We start from the raw sequence: 15,842 nt of genomic DNA on the forward strand, positions 1-15,842 counted from the left end.
CTGTGTTTTCAGATTTTTTTGAGAAGATTTATTATAGTGTAAAATGTTGAATTTGCAAAATTACGTTAAATCAAGGAGGAATTCATCGTAAAACAGAAATGAATGTGATATAATATAAATATTCAAATAATTTCAGGAAGGACGATGTAGATGTTAAAAAACTGGAACCCGGAGCAGATTCCGGAAAAAGAAGATGTCAAGGCACGGCTCAGTACTGCAAGAGCGAGATTATATGAACTGCAGATGGCTCTTAAGGAGCATAAGATCCCGGTGATCGTTCTGTTTGAGGGATGGGGAGCTTCCGGAAAAGGAAGTACCATAAGCAAGGTCATCAAGAATATTGATCCGCGTTTTTTCAAAGTTGCTACCATGTCGGCTCCAACAGAGGAAGATTTAAGGAGACCGTTTCTTTACCGGTATTTCAAGGAAATTCCGGAAAATGGAAAATTCACATTTCTGGATTCCGGATGGATGGACCAGACCTGCCGCGACCGTATGGACAAGAAACTGAAAGGTGACAGTTATGTGAAGCGGATCGACAGTATTCGCAGATTTGAGCGTCAGCTGACTGATAACGGATATGTTCTCCTGAAATTTTTTATGCAGATCGACCGTAAAGAACAGGAGAAACGAATGGAATATCTCCTGGGGAGCAAGGATACACGTTGGAGAGTGAATGAATATGATCTCTGGCAAAATGATCATTATAAAAAATGCAGAAAAATTTTTGATCAGTATATGAGAGATACCAATACTTCCTCTGCGCCATGGTATATCATAGATGCCAGTGACCGGAAATGGGCAGAGCTGCAGGTACTGGAGACGATGATCGGCAATATTGAGATCGCTATGGAAAACAGCAAACATTCGGTTCCGATCCTGCAGAATGTTTTTCCACTGGTGGAGATGCCAAAGCTCAATGAGATCCCGCTTGAAGGAAAAGAAGTGGAAGAGGAGCAGTACAAGGCAGAGCTTAAGGAACTGCAGGCGAAGCTTGGAAGTCTTCACAACCGTCTGTACAGAAAGAGAGTTCCTGTGATCATTACCTATGAAGGATGGGATGCAGCAGGCAAGGGAGGCAATATCAAGCGGATCACAGAGGCGCTTGATCCTCGCGGTTTTGAGGTGCATCCGATCGCAAGCCCGGAGCCGCATGAGAAGGCCCGTCATTATCTGTGGCGTTTCTGGACAAGGCTTCCGAAAAATGGCCATATCGCTATTTTTGACAGAACCTGGTACGGCAGGGTGATGGTTGAGAGACTGGAAGGGTTTTGCAGTGAGAATGACTGGCGGCGTGCATATAATGAAATCAATGAATTCGAGAAAGAACTTTCAGACTGGGGAGCAGTGATCGTGAAATTCTGGGTGCAGATTGATAAGGATACCCAGCTTGCCAGATTTAATGACAGGCAGAATAATCCGGAGAAACGCTGGAAGATCACAGATGAGGACTGGAGAAACCGCGAGAAGTGGGATCAGTATGAGGTTGCAGTGGATGAGATGCTGCAGAAAACAAGTACAACATATGCACCATGGCATATCCTTGAGTCCGTAGATAAAAAGTATGCAAGACTGAAGGCTCTTCGTATTGTGATAGAGGAGATTGAGAAGGCGTTGAAATAGTGTGTTGGATCGATGAATAAGGATTTGAACGGATGGCCTTTAGCGATATTTTGCGGCTGATAGAACCCCGAAATGACAGCTGATTTGAGACGAAACAGAATGCGGCAAGATGTATGGGAGAATATACATCTTGTCGCATTTTACTGCTTTGGGAAACTGGTAGTGAAATCTAATTCCTTAGATAATTCCGCATACAACGCAGCGCATTTTTTTCCAGGCGGCTGACCTGGGCCTGGGAGATGCCGATCTCTTCAGCGACTTCCATCTGGGTTTTTCCCTCGTAGAAGCGAAGGTCAATGATGTGCCGTTCCCGTTCACCAAGACGAGAAATGGCATCCCTGAGGGAAATATCCTCGATCCAGTGTTCCTCCCGGTTCTTTTTGTCACTGATCTGGTCCATCACATACAGGGTGTCCCCGCCTTCGGAATACACAGGCTCAAAAAGGCTCACAGGGCTCTGAATCGCATCCATGGCGTAGACGATCATCTCTTTGTCAATGCCAATCTCCTGGGCAATCTCTGCAATCGTAGGCTCTTTTAAGTGCTGGCGCATATAATTTTCCCTGGTATAAATGGTTTTATAGGCGATATCCCGCAGAGAGCGGCTGACCCGTATGCTGTTGTTGTCCCTGAGATACCGGCGGATCTCCCCGATGATCATAGGAACAGCGTACGTTGAGAACTTTACCTGAAGGGTAGTGTCGAAATTGTCAATAGCTTTGATAAGGCCGATGCAGCCGATCTGAAAAAGGTCATCCGGATTTTCACTGCTGTTCTGAAAACGGCGGATCACGCTTAAAACAAGCCGCAGATTACCTTTGATGTACAATTCTCTGGCTTCGTTATCACCAGCTTTGATTCTTTTGAAGAGCTCCTCTTTTTCTTCCTGCTTAAGGACCGGAAGGGTTGAGGTATTTACTCCGCAGATTTCAACTTTATTTAGTGCCATCTTAGAATCCTCCTTGTCTTGTCAGTACATTAAGATGATTCTCAGAGGGCAGGGGAAATATACTTTTTTTACAAAAATATAAAAAATAAACAGCCTTGACAAAAGAAGAATCTTTTATTCTCCGGAGAGCCTTTTTTCATTCCGAAAGTCTACAAGGATGATATCTTCTCCAATCTGACGGATGCAATCCCAGGGGATGATACACTCGCTTTCCCTGGAAAAACACCAGCAGAATTTCCCAGGCTCCGGCATGATCAGAGCTTTCAGCCGGGCAGTTTCGCAGCAGAACTCCACATCAATGGGACAGCCAAGGCTCCGACAGGTGTGGATATTGATTACTTCTTTCTGTTTCAGTTCGCAGATACGCATAAAATTCATCACCTGGTATGATTTTATGGAAAATAGGTAAAATTTATGCAAGTCCAATTATTGACACATTATATAAATTTATTTTATAATAAAAACAAGTTTAGTAATGAAAATATGGATCCTGAAAGGGGAGAGTTCTGTGAGATGTCCGTTCTGTAACCAGGATAATACAAGAGTTGTAGATTCCAGACCTGTGGAAGATACCAATTCTATCCGCCGCCGTCGTCTCTGTGATGCCTGTGGGAAAAGATTTACTACATATGAGAAAGTGGAGACGATTCCACTGACTGTGATCAAGAAGGATCAGAACCGTGAGAGCTATAAGCGTTCCAAGATCCAGGACGGGGTTTTGCGTGCCTGCTATAAGAGGCCGATCCCCATTGAGAGAGTGGAGGAGATGATTGACTCCATAGAGGGAGATATTTTTCGTTCCGAGGATCGTGAGATCAGCAGCACCAAGATCGGAGAGATCGTTATGGAACATCTGAAGGATCTGGATGCAGTTGCCTATGTGCGTTTTGCATCTGTGTACAGGGAATTTAAGGATGTCAGCACATTTATGGATGAGCTGAAGAAGCTGATTAACTGATCGATTAATAAATCAGGGAAGTCCCCCATGGCTGTAATAAGCGATAAGCAGTGGAGAGACTTAAGGATATCAGAAAAAAGAGAACCGGCTGTCTGCGGATGGTCGGATTTTTTTATAAAAACAGGACCGCAGAGAAAAAATTCCTCTGCGATCCTGCTATAAGATCTTACGTTAAAGATTCAGGAAACTTGAAGATTAAACAATACCCTGAGCTTTCATAGCGTCGACAACTTTCTCGAATCCGGCGATGTTAGCGCCTACAACATAGTTGTCTTCCATGCCGTAACGTTTAGCGGCGTCATCAGCTTTATGGAAAATGTCGATCATGATGTTGTGAAGCTTCTCATCAACTTCTTCTCTTGTCCAGGAAAGTCTCATGGAGTTCTGGCTCATCTCCAGTGCAGATGTGGCAACACCGCCAGCGTTTGCGGCTTTACCAGGCATGAAGAGAACGCCGTTCTCCTGAAGGTATGTTGTTGCATCAAGAGTAGTAGGCATGTTAGCACCCTCAACTACATATTTGCAGCCGTTTGCAACAAGTGTTTTAGCTCCGTCAAGGCCAAGCTCATTCTGTGTAGCACATGGAAGATAGATATCACACTTGATGTTCCAGATGCCAAGTCCCTCTGTGTAGGTAGCACCCTCAACACGGTCAGCGTACTCTTTGATACGTCCACGTTTAACTTCTTTGATGTCTTTTACAACGTCGAGGTTGATTCCGTTCGGATCATAGATGTATCCGTTGGAGTCGTTCATTGCAACAACCTTGGCACCAAGCTGTGTGGCTTTCTCAACAGCGTAGATAGCTACATTACCGGAACCTGTTACAACAATTGTTTTTCCTTCTACAGAATCATTGTGAGCCTTAGCAATCTCATTGAGCATGTATACAACACCATAGCCGGTAGCCTCTGTACGAATCAGAGAACCGCCGAAGGAGAGACCTTTACCTGTGAGTACACCCTCATAGAGTCCGCGGATTCTCTTGTACTGTCCGAAGAGATATCCGATCTCACGTCCGCCAACACCGATATCACCAGCCGGTACATCTGTGTCTGCACCGATATATTTGCAAAGTTCTGTCATAAAGCTCTGGCAGAATGCCATAACCTCTCTGTCAGATTTACCCTTAGGATCGAAGTTGGAGCCACCTTTTCCGCCGCCGATCGGAAGACCTGTAAGAGAGTTTTTGAAGGTCTGCTCAAAACCAAGGAATTTCAGGATACCCTGATTTACAGAAGGATGGAATCTTAAGCCGCCCTTGTATGGTCCGATCGCACTGTTGAACTGGACACGGTATCCTTTGTTAACCTGTACAGTTCCGTTGTCATCGATCCACGGTACTTTGAAAGAGATGATTCTCTCTGGCTCTACAAGACGCTCAAGAATGGAAAGCTTACGATACTCTTCCTCATTTTTGTCAATTACGACTTTAAGGGAGTCAAGAACTTCCTTAACTGCCTGATGGAATTCTGGCTCGCCAGGATTCTGTGCTACAACTCTTTCATAAACTTCTTCTGTGTAAGACATAGTTGTTTCCTCCTCATCACGTATTGAATTGTGTTTGAAATATAAATTCGAGTGCTATTATACATTAACATGCTAAAAAAGGGAAGTGCTAAAATAAAATTTTTTAAATTTTTATTTCTTGCGTTGAGGGAGCAAATGTGAGAAGATATAGAAATAAATATTTTTTGACTATGAACACAAAAAGTTAAAATAATAGTGAAAATAGGTAAAGGAGTGGTTTTTATGAGAACATTCGGGAAATCATCAAAGCTTGACAACGTACTGTATGACGTGCGAGGACCGGTTGTAGATGAGGCGGCCAGAATGGAAGAGGACGGAATGGAGATCCTGAAGCTTAATATAGGTAATCCGTATCCTTTTGGATTTTCTGCACCGCAGGAAGTCATTCTTGATATGCTGAGCAATGTACGTACGTCCCAGGGATATTCTGATTCCAAGGGTATTTTTTCCGCAAGGAAGGCGATCATGCAGTATGCACAGCTTCGCGGGATCCCGGGAGTTACCATTAATGATATTTATACAGGAAATGGTGTCAGTGAGCTGATCAACCTTTGTATGCAGGCACTGCTTGATAACGGGGATGAGATCCTGATCCCGGCGCCCGATTATCCGTTGTGGACAGCTACTGCAACACTGGCAGGCGGAAATGTAGTTCATTATATCTGTGATGAACAGTCTGACTGGTATCCGGATATTGAGGATATCAAGAGCAAGATCACACCAAGGACCAAGGCGATCGTTATCATTAACCCGAATAATCCTACAGGTGCAGTATATCCGAAGGAGATCCTGGAGCAGATCGCAGATATTGCAAGAGAACATGAACTGATCATCTTTTCTGATGAGATCTATGACCGTCTTGTTATGGATGGATATAAACATACATCTATTGCATCTCTTGCACCGGATGTATTCTGTGTTACTTTTTCCGGACTGTCCAAGTCCCATATGATTGCGGGATTCCGTATCGGCTGGATGATCCTAAGTGGTGCAAAGAATAAGGCAAAAGGTTATATTGAGGGAATCAACATGCTTTCTTCCATGCGTCTGTGTTCCAATGTTCCGGCACAGTCTATCGTACAGACTGCACTGGGTGGATATCAGAGCGTCAATGAATATATCCAGCCGGGCGGACGTGTGTATGAGCAGAGAGATTTTATTTACAAGGCTCTTAATGATATTCCGGGAATTTCAGCAGTGAAGCCACGTGCGGCATTCTATATCTTCCCGAAGATCGATACAGAAAAATTCAATATCTTCAATGATGAACAGTTTGCACTGGATTTCCTGCATGATAAACAGGTTCTTATCGTTCCGGGAAAAGGCTTCAACTGGCATCAGCCGGATCATTTCCGTATTGTATATCTGCCGGATATTCGCCAGCTGGACAAGGCCATGAAGAAGATGAAAGAGTTCTTTGCTACATATAAGCAGAGGTGATCATCAATAGAATTTTCATCATAGACCAATAGCGAAAAAAATGTTATAATCATTTATGAAATATCCCGGCCGGTTATGCCGGGATATGTGGAATAAGACCAGAAATGCTGCCATTCATGCCCATGGAGTGAACAGCAGCATAAGAATTGCTTGAGAGGGGAATGAGGAGGGACCGCTATCGAACAGCAATAAACAGAAAGCGAAAGGGGAATTTATTAATGAGCAGATTTAACATGAAAGTGACACCTGAGATTGAGAAACTGACCCAGATCTGTCTGGAGAATGATAAACTGGATTTATCCCTTTATGGTAAATATGATGTCAAACGAGGCTTGCGTGACCTTAATGGAAAGGGTGTTCTTGCAGGACTGACCCAGATCTCCAATGTACAGGCAACGAAGATCGTAGATGGAAAGGAAGTTCCCTGTGCTGGCAAGCTTTCCTACAGAGGATATGATATCAAGGATCTGACCAAGGGATTTATCAATGACAGACGGTTCGGCTTCGAAGAAGTGACTTATCTGCTTCTTTTCGGCAAGCTGCCAAACCAGGAAGAACTGAATGAGTTTTCCGGTATTCTGGCCAATCAGAGGACATTGCCGAGAAATTTTGTGAGAGATGTCATTATGAAGGCACCGTCCAGGGATATTATGAATGCTTTGTCCAGAAGTGTCCTTACACTTTATTCTTATGATAAGGATCCGGACAATATCCAGCTTGATAATGTGCTTCGTCAGTGCATTAATCTTATCAGTGTTTTCCCGCTGTTATCTGTTTATGCTTATCAGGCCTACAACCATTATGAGAAGGGCAAAAGCCTTTATATCCATCAGCCTAAGAGAGAGCTTTCCACAGCAGAGAATATCTTGCGCCTTTTAAGACCGGATAAGAAGTATACGGCTCTGGAAGCGGAGATCCTTGATATTGCCCTGATCCTTCATATGGAGCATGGCGGTGGTAACAACTCTACCTTTACCACTCACGTAGTTTCTTCCTCCGGAACAGATACGTATTCAGCCATTGCAGCAGCACTTGGTTCCTTAAAAGGACCGAAGCATGGCGGTGCCAATATCAAGGTTGTGAAGATGTTTAACGATATGCGCAAGCATGTTCATGATTACAGTGATGAAGACGAGATTCGCGATTATCTTCAGAAACTTCTTCACAAAGAAGCTTTTGACAAGAGAGGCCTTATCTATGGTATGGGCCATGCGATCTATTCTGTTTCCGATCCCCGTGCAGAGGTATTTAAAGGCTATGTGGAGCAGCTTGCCAGAGAAAAAGGCAGGATGAAGGATTATCAGCTGTATGAAGCAGTGGAGCGCCTTGCACCGCAGGTTATCGCAGAGGAACGCAAGATCTACAAGGGTGTCAGCGCAAACGTGGATTTTTACAGCGGATTTGTTTACAGCATGCTGGATCTGCCGCTGGAGCTGTATACACCGATGTTTGCCATTGCACGTATCGTAGGATGGAGTGCACACCGTATGGAAGAGCTTATCAATGTGGATAAGATCATCCGTCCTGCATACAAGAATGTTCTTCCGGAAGCGACATACGTTCCTCTTGCAGAGCGATAAAAAAACTGGCATTATTACGAAATGACGAGAGAAAACTGAGGTGTAATAGATGTTCAGAAGCTTTTTTCCAGATGAATATCTGGATTCTGCATATGTGATCAATTATGAGAAACTTTATAAAGAGGGATACAGAGGGCTTCTTTTTGATATAGACAATACAATTGTTCCACATGGCGCACCGGCAGATGAACGTACAAAGAAACTGTTTGAGAGGCTTCGTAAGATAGGATTTCAGTATTGTTTTGTATCCAATAATCAGAAACCGAGAGTGGAGCCTTTTGCCCGTGCTGTGGAGGGGAATTTTATAGAAAATGCCCATAAACCGGCTGTGAAGAACTACAGAAAGGCCTGCCGGGTGATCGGAACAGATCCTGACAGGACTATCTTTGTAGGGGATCAGCTGTTTACGGACATTTATGGAGCGAAGAGGGCCGGGATCCGGACGATCCTTGTGAAGCCCATTCATCCAAAAGAAGAGATCCAGATCGTGCTCAAGCGCTATCTGGAGAAAATAGTATTACATTTTTACCAGAAAGAGGAGGGAAAGAATTCATGAACCATATTGTAATTATCGGCTTTATGGGTTCAGGAAAGACACGAGTTGGAAAGAGACTGGCGAAGGACCTGGGACTTCCGTTTATTGACGTGGACAGACTGATCGTGAAAAAAATGAACATGTCAGTAAAGGAGGTATTTGAACGTTTCGGAGAACCGTTTTACCGTGCACTTGAGACAATGGCAGTAAAAGAACTTTCTACAGACAGTGAGAGAAAGGTAATCTCCGTCAGTGCAGGACTGCCACTGCAGGAGCAGAACCAAAAGTATCTTGCAGAAATGGGAACGATCATCTATTTGAAAGGATCTGCTGCAACTCTGATCAAGAGACTGGAAGGAAGCAATAATCCGACACTGGAAGGGGCTGAGAATAAAGAGGATAAGATCAAGAAGCTCCTCAAGCAGAGAGATCCTGTTTATGAGAAGTTTGCAGACATTAAAGTTGTCACAGGAGTGAAGCCGTTTGACGAATTAATTGCCGAAATTGAAGAAAAATTAAAGGCATAAATAAAAAAACAGTTGAAAAATGACAAAAGGTATTATAGAATAATTCATAGCGAAAAAGAAGCGCACATATTAAGGAGGAAATATTTATGATTTCAGCAGGTGATTTCAAAAATGGTATCACACTTGAAATTGATGGAAACGTATGTCAGATCGTTGAATTCCAGCATGTAAAACCAGGAAAAGGCGCAGCCTTTGTAAGAACAAAATACAAAAATATCATCACAGGATCTGTAGTAGAGAAATCTTTCCGTCCTACAGAGAAATTTCCAGCAGCACGTATTGAGCGTGTAGATATGCAGTATCTGTATCAGGATGGTGGTTTATACTACTTCATGAACACAGAGACATATGACCAGGTAGGTCTTACAGAGGAGCAGGTTGGCGATTCTCTGAAATTCGTTAAGGATAACGAGATGGTTAAGGTTTGCTCTCATAACGGCGAGGTATTTGCTATCGAGCCGCCACTCTTTGTAGAGCTTGAGGTTATTGAGACAGAGCCGGGATTCGCCGGAAATACAGCACAGGGTGCTACCAAACCTGCAACTGTTGAGACAGGTGCACAGGTTCAGGTTCCGCTGTTCGTAAACCAGGGCGACAAACTGAAGATCGATACAAGAACAGGAGAGTATCTCTCCCGTGTATAATGCGATACATTAAAAAACCCGCTTACGCGGGTTTTTTTATATCTGACTATCAGTCTTTTAACTGCTTCAGAAACTGGCTGGGAGATATTCCTTCGTGGGATTTAAACACCCGGCTGAAATAGAAAGCATCGGAGAAGCCTACCATCTCAGCCACATCTTTGGTAAGGATATCCGGATTGTTCTGCATTAATGTTTTAGCCATTTTCAGGCGAAGTTCACTGATATATTTGCTGGGAGAAATCCCGAATTCTGATTTAAAAAGTGTGGAGATATATTTCTCATTATAGCCAAAAATATCCTGAAAAGATTTCGTGGTGATCTGCTGGGTGAAATTCTTATCCAGGTAATTGCGCACCTGACGGGCCAGAGACGGTAGTTCTTCTCCAGGTATGGTTTTGTGAAAACCGCAGATCTTGGAAGTTTCATACTGCAGTTCCCGTTCCAGTTCCTCGTAGGAATGACAGGTGGAAACGATTTCAGCGACATCCGGATAAATGATGTCTTTGTGGCAGTTCTGGATTACAGTGGAGATATAGTATCTCAGGTTTGCAGTTATCTGAAACTGGGAAAGATTCGGCTGGTTCTGTATGGTAATCAGGGAATGAATCATATGGTACAGGCTTTCCTGATCAGAATGAGAAGAGATTCCTGCGCAGAGCTGCTGAACATCCTGGGAAACACGGATCTTCTGATCTGATAATGTGGTACATGTCTGAAAAGAACTGGCTCCAAATCTGTTTTTGAACAGTGCAAAAAGATAGGTATCTTTTATAAGGTCGGAAACAGAACCGGAATCTGGAGACTGCAGAGACAGAATCGTGTTAATCCAGGAGTCCGGCTGCTGATCAGATATATCCAGTATACTGTGGATTCTCCTGGCAAGTCCTTCCGTATCCGGCTGACTGGAGGAAGGATAGATAACTGCATATACCTGCTCATTGAAATGTTTTCCATGGAGAAGAAAAAGCGAAACCTGATATTCTTTTTCCAACTGAGTCAGATATCCGGGAGAGACCGGCGCGAAAACGGAATCCGGGATAGTCTCGCTGTATATGTTAGAACGTAATGGACCCTGAAAAACGAAGATAAAGGAGCAGGAAACTTCGTTCATAAAAACAGGGGCAGGATCGGTCAGATTATCGCTATGCAGTGCACATTGCAGGTATTCTTTCTGGAGCAGGCACGTCTGGGCATTCTGCTGTGCCATACAGGAACAGAGGATATCGTCCAGAGTTTTAAGGTCAATCGGTTTGAGAAGATAATCGGAAACACCAAGGTGGATCGCTTTTCTGGCATATTCGAAATCCGCATATCCGGTAAGAATAACAAAGCGGGTATGAAACTGGGATTTCTGAACTTTTTCGATCATATCGAGACCGTTCATCACAGGCATGGTGATATCAGTAAATACCAGCTCCGGTTTCTGCTCCAGGATTTTCTGCAGGCCGTCCCTGCCGTTTTTGCAGATGCCAAGAACCTGGAAATCAGGGTAGTTTTTGGTGATGAGAAGCGAGAGACCTCTGGCAATGGCTGGTTCATCTTCAATGATAAGTACGTGTATCATGATTTCTCCTTTGTATGTGAAAGAAATTTTTTGCATATGTTTTAATTATAGCATGAATAGACGTGGAAACAAGAAAAAAGTCCATACGAAAGTCGCTTTTTTTCCATGTTGTGTATACAGAAGGTATGATATGATAGGAAAAAAACAGGGAGGAAGAATATGAACTGTTTATGGTATACAGAAGCAGCAAAAAGCTGGATCGAAGCATTGCCTCTTGGTAATGGCAGGCTGGGGGCTATGATATCCGGAGAGCCTTTTTGCGGACAGATCCAGATGAATGAGGAGAGTATTGTCTATGGAGGACCGCTTGACCGCATCAATCCGGACGCGGCGAAGTATTTCCCGGAGATCCGGAAACTGGTTCTGGCAGGAAAGATTCGGGAAGCCCAGAAACTGGAGCTTTTTGCATTGTCTGGAACACCTCAGAGCGAACGGCCATATCAGACCATGTGTGATGTGAATTACAGCATAGATCACGAAGCGGGTGAGATCCAAAATTACAGAAGAGAACTGGATCTGGAAAAAGGTGTTGTAAGTACTTCATTTGTACATAATGGAGCACAGTACAGAATGCGTTGTCTGATCTCTGAAAAAGAAGATTTGATGGCAGCGGAGTTTTTTACAGACAGAGAAGAAGGTCTTACAATGTCTGTTCTGATAACAAGGGGACGATTTTACAACTGTGCAGGAAAAGCCGGCGAGGATAGTATTTATATTGATGGAGATCTGGGAAAGGGCGGAAGTGAATTCGGCATTCAGGCTCGCGCGGTGTCAGAAGGCGGAAGCGTGCAGGTGATCGGAGAACATCTGGTGATCCAAAATGCTTCCAGGGTGATTTTTTATGTAAACGGAGTGACTACTTTCCCTTACCGAAAAAAGAAGGTCGAGGATCCATACAGCTACCTCAAAGAACAGCTGGCTTCTTACACAGCAGAGGATTTTGGCCGGATACTGGCAGAACATGTGGAGCAACACAGCAAGGTGTTTAACCGTTCTGTTCTGAAACTGAAAGAGGATGAAGGTCTATCCGAACTTCCAACAGATCAGCGTCTGAAACGACTCCGGGAAGGTAAAAAAGACAAAGGGCTGGCAGCTCTTTATTATGGATACGGAAGATATCTTCTTATGGCGAGCAGCCGCCCGGGAGGACTTCCTGCCAATCTTCAGGGAATCTGGTGTGAGAAGCTGGAGCCTACCTGGGATTCCAAATATACCATCAATATCAACACAGAAATGAATTACTGGCCTGCAGAAATCTGTAATCTTTCCATGTGTCATGAGCCGCTTTTTGATCTTCTGGAACGTATGGTGAAAAATGGCAGAAGAACAGCCATGGAAATGTATGGATGCAGAGGTTTTGTGGCACATCATAACACAGATATCTGGGCAGATACTGCACCTCAGGATCTGGCACTGGCAGCGTCATACTGGGTAATGGGCGGCGCATGGCTGGCAGCACATATCTGGAAACATTACCGTTATACGATGGATCAGGCTTTTCTTGATCGTATGATGCCGGTTCTGGAGGAATGTGTACTGTTTTTCAGAGATTTTATGATCGAGGATCATGGAGAGATGATCGTCTGTCCGTCTGTTTCTCCGGAGAATACCTATTATCAGGCAGATGGAACAACGGGAAGTGCCTGCGCAGGCTGTACCATGGATACCGGAATCCTGAGAGATATTTTTCATGCCTATCTGGAAGGAAACAAGATCCTTGGGAAAAAAGCATCTCAGGAAGACTGGGTGCGTGAAACTCTTGATAAGCTCCCTTTGTATAAGATTGGAAAATACGGTCAGCTGTTGGAATGGAGAGAAGATTATGAGGAGTGGGAACTTGGGCACAGACATTTTTCTCATTTATATCCCCTGTTTCCGGCAAACCAGATTAATGAATATGAGAATCCGGAGCTGGTAAAAGCATGTGAGAAATCTCTGGAGAGACGAATGGAATTTGGTGGCGGTCACACAGGCTGGAGCTGTGCATGGCTGATCAATCTGTATGCAAGACTTCGGAATGGAGATAAAGCAGAGGAATATATCGATTATCTTCTCAACCAACTGACAGCACCGAATATGTTTGATCTGCATCCGCCGCTTGAGCGGATTTCAGGTATTCCGTGGGTATTCCAGATCGATGGAAATTTCGGCGGTACGTGCGGAATCGCCCAGATGCTGCTGCAGAGCCATCTGGATGAGATATTCCTGCTTCCGGCTCTTCCGAAAAACTGGCAGGAGGGAAGCATCACAGGTATTTGTGCAGAAGGCGGTTTTGAGGTGGATATGACCTGGGAAAAAGGCAGATTTTCTCATGGGTGGCTTCTTTCGAAACATGGGGAAAAAGCAGTTCTCAGATGCAGAGAGGAACTGGAGATCTCAAAAGATGGAATAAAAGTTTCTGTGATCAGAGATGAAAAAGAAAGATACGTATTTGATACAGAGAAAGATGCGATCTATCAGATCAGGAGTAAATAAAGTTTAAGGAAAAAAGCCGGAGGCTTCCCTGTCAGGAAGTGCTCCGGCTGAATAATTTTTCAGGCTTTAACGGGCCGCCGATGGTGACGGTCGTAAGGTTGTCAGAATCATTTCTGGAAACATGGAAATATTCTTCGCCGCGGTAATAAATATGAAAACGGAGAATGGTATTTTCCAGACCATAGCCCTGATGGCGAAAGGTGTTTTCGTAATCCATATCCTGGTTTCCGGTAAAGGTGAAGCCTGAGAGTTTCTGGTGAAGAGCTGCAAACTTTTCTTCAGGAAACGGCGCTCCGTTGTTGGAGATTGACAGATACCACCGGGTGTCGTCACAGTGGGAACGTATGGAAATCTTCCAGGGAGGAGAAATCTCCACGCCTGCCTGGTGGAAGCCATGCTGAAAACAGTTTTCAATAAGAGGCTGAAGAATCAGCTTTGGCACAGTAATGGAATTCAGGGAATCATCAAGCTGCCATTCGTATTCCAGATCGTCTTCGTAGCGTATTTTCATAATATAGAGGTAATGCCTTGCATTGTCGATCTCCTGGGACAAAATAACGGACTGTCCTGTGTAGGAGAGGGAGTAGCGAAGAAGCTGGGAAAGTTCTGTGCACATGTTGGAAACATCCATATTTCCGGAGGCCAGCCCTGTCATTCCGATGACAGAAAGAGTATTGTACAGAAAATGCGGGTTCAGCTGTGCTTCCATGGCGTCATAGTGGGCAATCAGCGTCCGTTTCCGTTGTTCTGTAAGACGCTGGTTCTGGTCGTAAATCTCAGAAAGATATCCCTGGATCGCATTGGTGAGAAAGATGATCTCATTATCGCTGCTTCCGGGTATAGCAGAAATATTTTCCCCGGGCTCAAGAACTGTCAGCTTATCTGTCAGCTGTCGAAGTGGCTGTGTGAGGTTTCGCGTCAGTACCATAAGAAAGGTGGACATAATTATGAACATGATTACAAAAAGCAATGTGCTGATTATGAGAAGCCGTTTTATGGAGGCTGCAAATATGGAAGAATTCTCACTGAGGATCACCGTCCATCCGGTCTTATCGGAAAGGTGATAGCTGGAAACAGAAAGATTTCCATAGGAAAAGCTGCCACTGTCAGGAGAAATCTCGGAAGCGGAACGCCAGCTGGCCAGAAAAGCCCGGCGGTTCAGTGTGGATGCACTTGTGTAAACCAGATTATCAGCATCATCCAGAATGGTAATATCATAATCTTCCGGAGTATCAAAACCGGAGAGAAGTTGTCTGGTCAGGGTATCCATATCAAAATCAGCAATAAGAAGCCCGTACTGATGATAAATATCCCGCATGGAACGTACAACAGAAATTACAGTTCGGTTGTTTTTCCAGTAATCCTTGTGAGGAGGAACATATAAAACATAATTAATGCTGTCCATAACGCCGGTAAGATTGGGATTGTTCTCCAGAACAGCTTTTTTTGTATAACTGGTACCGTTTGGGGAAGAAATTCCCAGATGGTCGTAATATTTGCTGACATAATTAAGGGATACATCCAGGTCTGAAGATATCAAAGTAGTACGGAACCGGTCCTGAAAAGCAGATCTGGCTGCGATATGGGTGGGCAGGTAGTTGTTTTCGCTCTCTGGGATATTTCTGGCAGTATCAAGGAGTGCGGTGTTTAGCTGCAGCTCTTTCAGCGTATTATCTGCATCATTGAGAAGGGTGTCCAGATTGTTCTGTATCATGGATGTACTGCCGCTTAATGTACTGCGCATGTTCTCCCGCAGGGAATTTGCCGAATAATAATAGAAAAACAGCGAAAAACCGACAAGCAGAAGGGAATTTAGCAGGATGCAGGAAATGAACAGCTTTTTTTGAAAAGAAAATTCATGGAATTTCATGATCGTTCCTCCGGAAAATTTCTTGTATCTATTTTATATGAACAGCGAAAAAGAAACAAGAAAAATTGTACAAATAGATGGAAAAATATAAAAAAGGAAAAAAGTGCATGTTGGATTAAACAAAAGTCCATGGATTTTCCAGAGCCG

Annotated in this window: 13 protein-coding genes; 8 read left to right on the forward strand and 5 right to left on the reverse strand. The window is 43.9% G+C overall.

Going from position 1 to position 15,842, the window contains the following annotated elements; genetic code table 11:
• Nucleotides 1-150: 150 nt before the first annotated feature.
• The gene (pap, locus tag HFM85_RS12015) at nt 151-1,623 is read left to right on the forward strand and encodes a polyphosphate:AMP phosphotransferase (RefSeq protein WP_173738421.1); all 1,473 of its coding nucleotides are present in this window, start codon (nt 151-153) and stop codon (nt 1,621-1,623) included.
• Between the two features lie 169 nt (nt 1,624-1,792).
• Here the strand turns inward: pap and sigG are convergent, their stop codons facing one another.
• Both sigG and HFM85_RS12025 read right to left on the reverse strand, forming a co-directional pair.
• The gene (gene sigG, locus HFM85_RS12020) at nt 1,793-2,572 is read right to left on the reverse strand and encodes an RNA polymerase sporulation sigma factor SigG (protein ID WP_173738422.1); all 780 of its coding nucleotides are present in this window, start codon (nt 2,570-2,572) and stop codon (nt 1,793-1,795) included.
• 114 nt (nt 2,573-2,686) lie between these two features.
• Nucleotides 2,687-2,941 (reverse strand): YlmC/YmxH family sporulation protein, encoded by a 255-nt coding sequence (locus HFM85_RS12025; protein ID WP_173738423.1) that lies wholly within the window; start codon nt 2,939-2,941, stop codon nt 2,687-2,689.
• 139 nt (nt 2,942-3,080) lie between these two features.
• On the opposite strand from HFM85_RS12025, the gene nrdR reads away from it, so the two are divergent.
• Complete coding sequence (gene nrdR / locus HFM85_RS12030; RefSeq protein WP_021976805.1) at nt 3,081-3,530, forward strand: transcriptional regulator NrdR; 450 nt, start codon at nt 3,081-3,083, stop codon at nt 3,528-3,530.
• 195 nt (nt 3,531-3,725) lie between these two features.
• Here nrdR and gdhA read toward each other — a convergent pair whose 3' ends face one another.
• Entirely contained in the window at nt 3,726-5,060 is a 1,335-nt protein-coding gene (gdhA, locus tag HFM85_RS12035; protein ID WP_118063057.1) for an NADP-specific glutamate dehydrogenase, read from the reverse strand.
• A gap of 222 nt (nt 5,061-5,282) precedes the next feature.
• On the opposite strand from gdhA, the gene HFM85_RS12040 reads away from it, so the two are divergent.
• From HFM85_RS12040 to efp, 5 genes are all read left to right on the forward strand, one after another.
• On the forward strand, nt 5,283-6,500 hold the full coding sequence (locus HFM85_RS12040; RefSeq protein WP_173738424.1) for an aminotransferase class I/II-fold pyridoxal phosphate-dependent enzyme: 1,218 nt from the start codon (nt 5,283-5,285) through the stop codon (nt 6,498-6,500).
• Between the two features lie 218 nt (nt 6,501-6,718).
• Nucleotides 6,719-8,080: a citrate/2-methylcitrate synthase gene (locus tag HFM85_RS12045; protein WP_173738425.1), complete on the forward strand. Its 1,362-nt coding sequence runs from the start codon at nt 6,719-6,721 to the stop codon at nt 8,078-8,080.
• Nucleotides 8,081-8,129: 49 nt separating this feature from the next.
• Entirely contained in the window at nt 8,130-8,636 is a 507-nt protein-coding gene (locus HFM85_RS12050) for a YqeG family HAD IIIA-type phosphatase (RefSeq protein ID WP_173738426.1), read from the forward strand.
• Nucleotides 8,633-9,142, forward strand: coding sequence for a shikimate kinase (locus tag HFM85_RS12055; protein ID WP_173738427.1), 510 nt, complete (start codon nt 8,633-8,635; stop codon nt 9,140-9,142). Before HFM85_RS12050 ends, HFM85_RS12055 begins: the two co-directional genes overlap by 4 nt.
• 86 nt (nt 9,143-9,228) lie before the next feature.
• Nucleotides 9,229-9,786, forward strand: a complete 558-nt coding sequence (efp, locus tag HFM85_RS12060; protein ID WP_015524430.1) for an elongation factor P — start codon at nt 9,229-9,231, stop codon at nt 9,784-9,786.
• 49 nt (nt 9,787-9,835) lie between these two features.
• Here efp and HFM85_RS12065 read toward each other — a convergent pair whose 3' ends face one another.
• A complete protein-coding gene (locus HFM85_RS12065) occupies nt 9,836-11,350 on the reverse strand; it encodes a response regulator transcription factor (protein ID WP_173738428.1) in 1,515 nt (504 codons plus the stop codon).
• A 159-nt stretch (nt 11,351-11,509) separates the two neighbouring features.
• On the opposite strand from HFM85_RS12065, the gene HFM85_RS12070 reads away from it, so the two are divergent.
• Complete coding sequence (locus tag HFM85_RS12070) at nt 11,510-13,825, forward strand: glycoside hydrolase family 95 protein (protein WP_173738429.1); 2,316 nt, start codon at nt 11,510-11,512, stop codon at nt 13,823-13,825.
• Nucleotides 13,826-13,856: 31 nt separating this feature from the next.
• Here HFM85_RS12070 and HFM85_RS12075 read toward each other — a convergent pair whose 3' ends face one another.
• Nucleotides 13,857-15,695: a cache domain-containing sensor histidine kinase gene (locus HFM85_RS12075; protein WP_119240068.1), complete on the reverse strand. Its 1,839-nt coding sequence runs from the start codon at nt 15,693-15,695 to the stop codon at nt 13,857-13,859.
• Nucleotides 15,696-15,842 lie beyond the last annotated feature (147 nt).

It is taken from the genome of Blautia schinkii (assembly GCF_013304825.1).
Taxonomy (GTDB): domain Bacteria; phylum Bacillota; class Clostridia; order Lachnospirales; family Lachnospiraceae; genus Blautia_A; species Blautia_A schinkii_B.

Excerpts from the sequence above, each read along its gene's own strand:
- pap (WP_173738421.1), top strand. The coding sequence starts at position 151 with ATGTTAAAAAACTGGAACCCGGAGCAGATTCCGGAAAAAGAAGATGTC.
- sigG (WP_173738422.1), bottom strand. The coding sequence starts at position 2,572 with ATGGCACTAAATAAAGTTGAAATCTGCGGAGTAAATACCTCAACCCTT.
- HFM85_RS12025 (WP_173738423.1), bottom strand. The coding sequence starts at position 2,941 with ATGCGTATCTGCGAACTGAAACAGAAAGAAGTAATCAATATCCACACC.
- gdhA (WP_118063057.1), bottom strand. The coding sequence starts at position 5,060 with ATGTCTTACACAGAAGAAGTTTATGAAAGAGTTGTAGCACAGAATCCT.
- HFM85_RS12040 (WP_173738424.1), top strand. The coding sequence starts at position 5,283 with ATGAGAACATTCGGGAAATCATCAAAGCTTGACAACGTACTGTATGAC.
- HFM85_RS12045 (WP_173738425.1), top strand. The coding sequence starts at position 6,719 with ATGAGCAGATTTAACATGAAAGTGACACCTGAGATTGAGAAACTGACC.
- HFM85_RS12050 (WP_173738426.1), top strand. The coding sequence starts at position 8,130 with ATGTTCAGAAGCTTTTTTCCAGATGAATATCTGGATTCTGCATATGTG.
- HFM85_RS12055 (WP_173738427.1), top strand. The coding sequence starts at position 8,633 with ATGAACCATATTGTAATTATCGGCTTTATGGGTTCAGGAAAGACACGA.
- efp (WP_015524430.1), top strand. The coding sequence starts at position 9,229 with ATGATTTCAGCAGGTGATTTCAAAAATGGTATCACACTTGAAATTGAT.
- HFM85_RS12065 (WP_173738428.1), bottom strand. The coding sequence starts at position 11,350 with ATGATACACGTACTTATCATTGAAGATGAACCAGCCATTGCCAGAGGT.
- HFM85_RS12070 (WP_173738429.1), top strand. The coding sequence starts at position 11,510 with ATGAACTGTTTATGGTATACAGAAGCAGCAAAAAGCTGGATCGAAGCA.
- HFM85_RS12075 (WP_119240068.1), bottom strand. The coding sequence starts at position 15,695 with ATGAAATTCCATGAATTTTCTTTTCAAAAAAAGCTGTTCATTTCCTGC.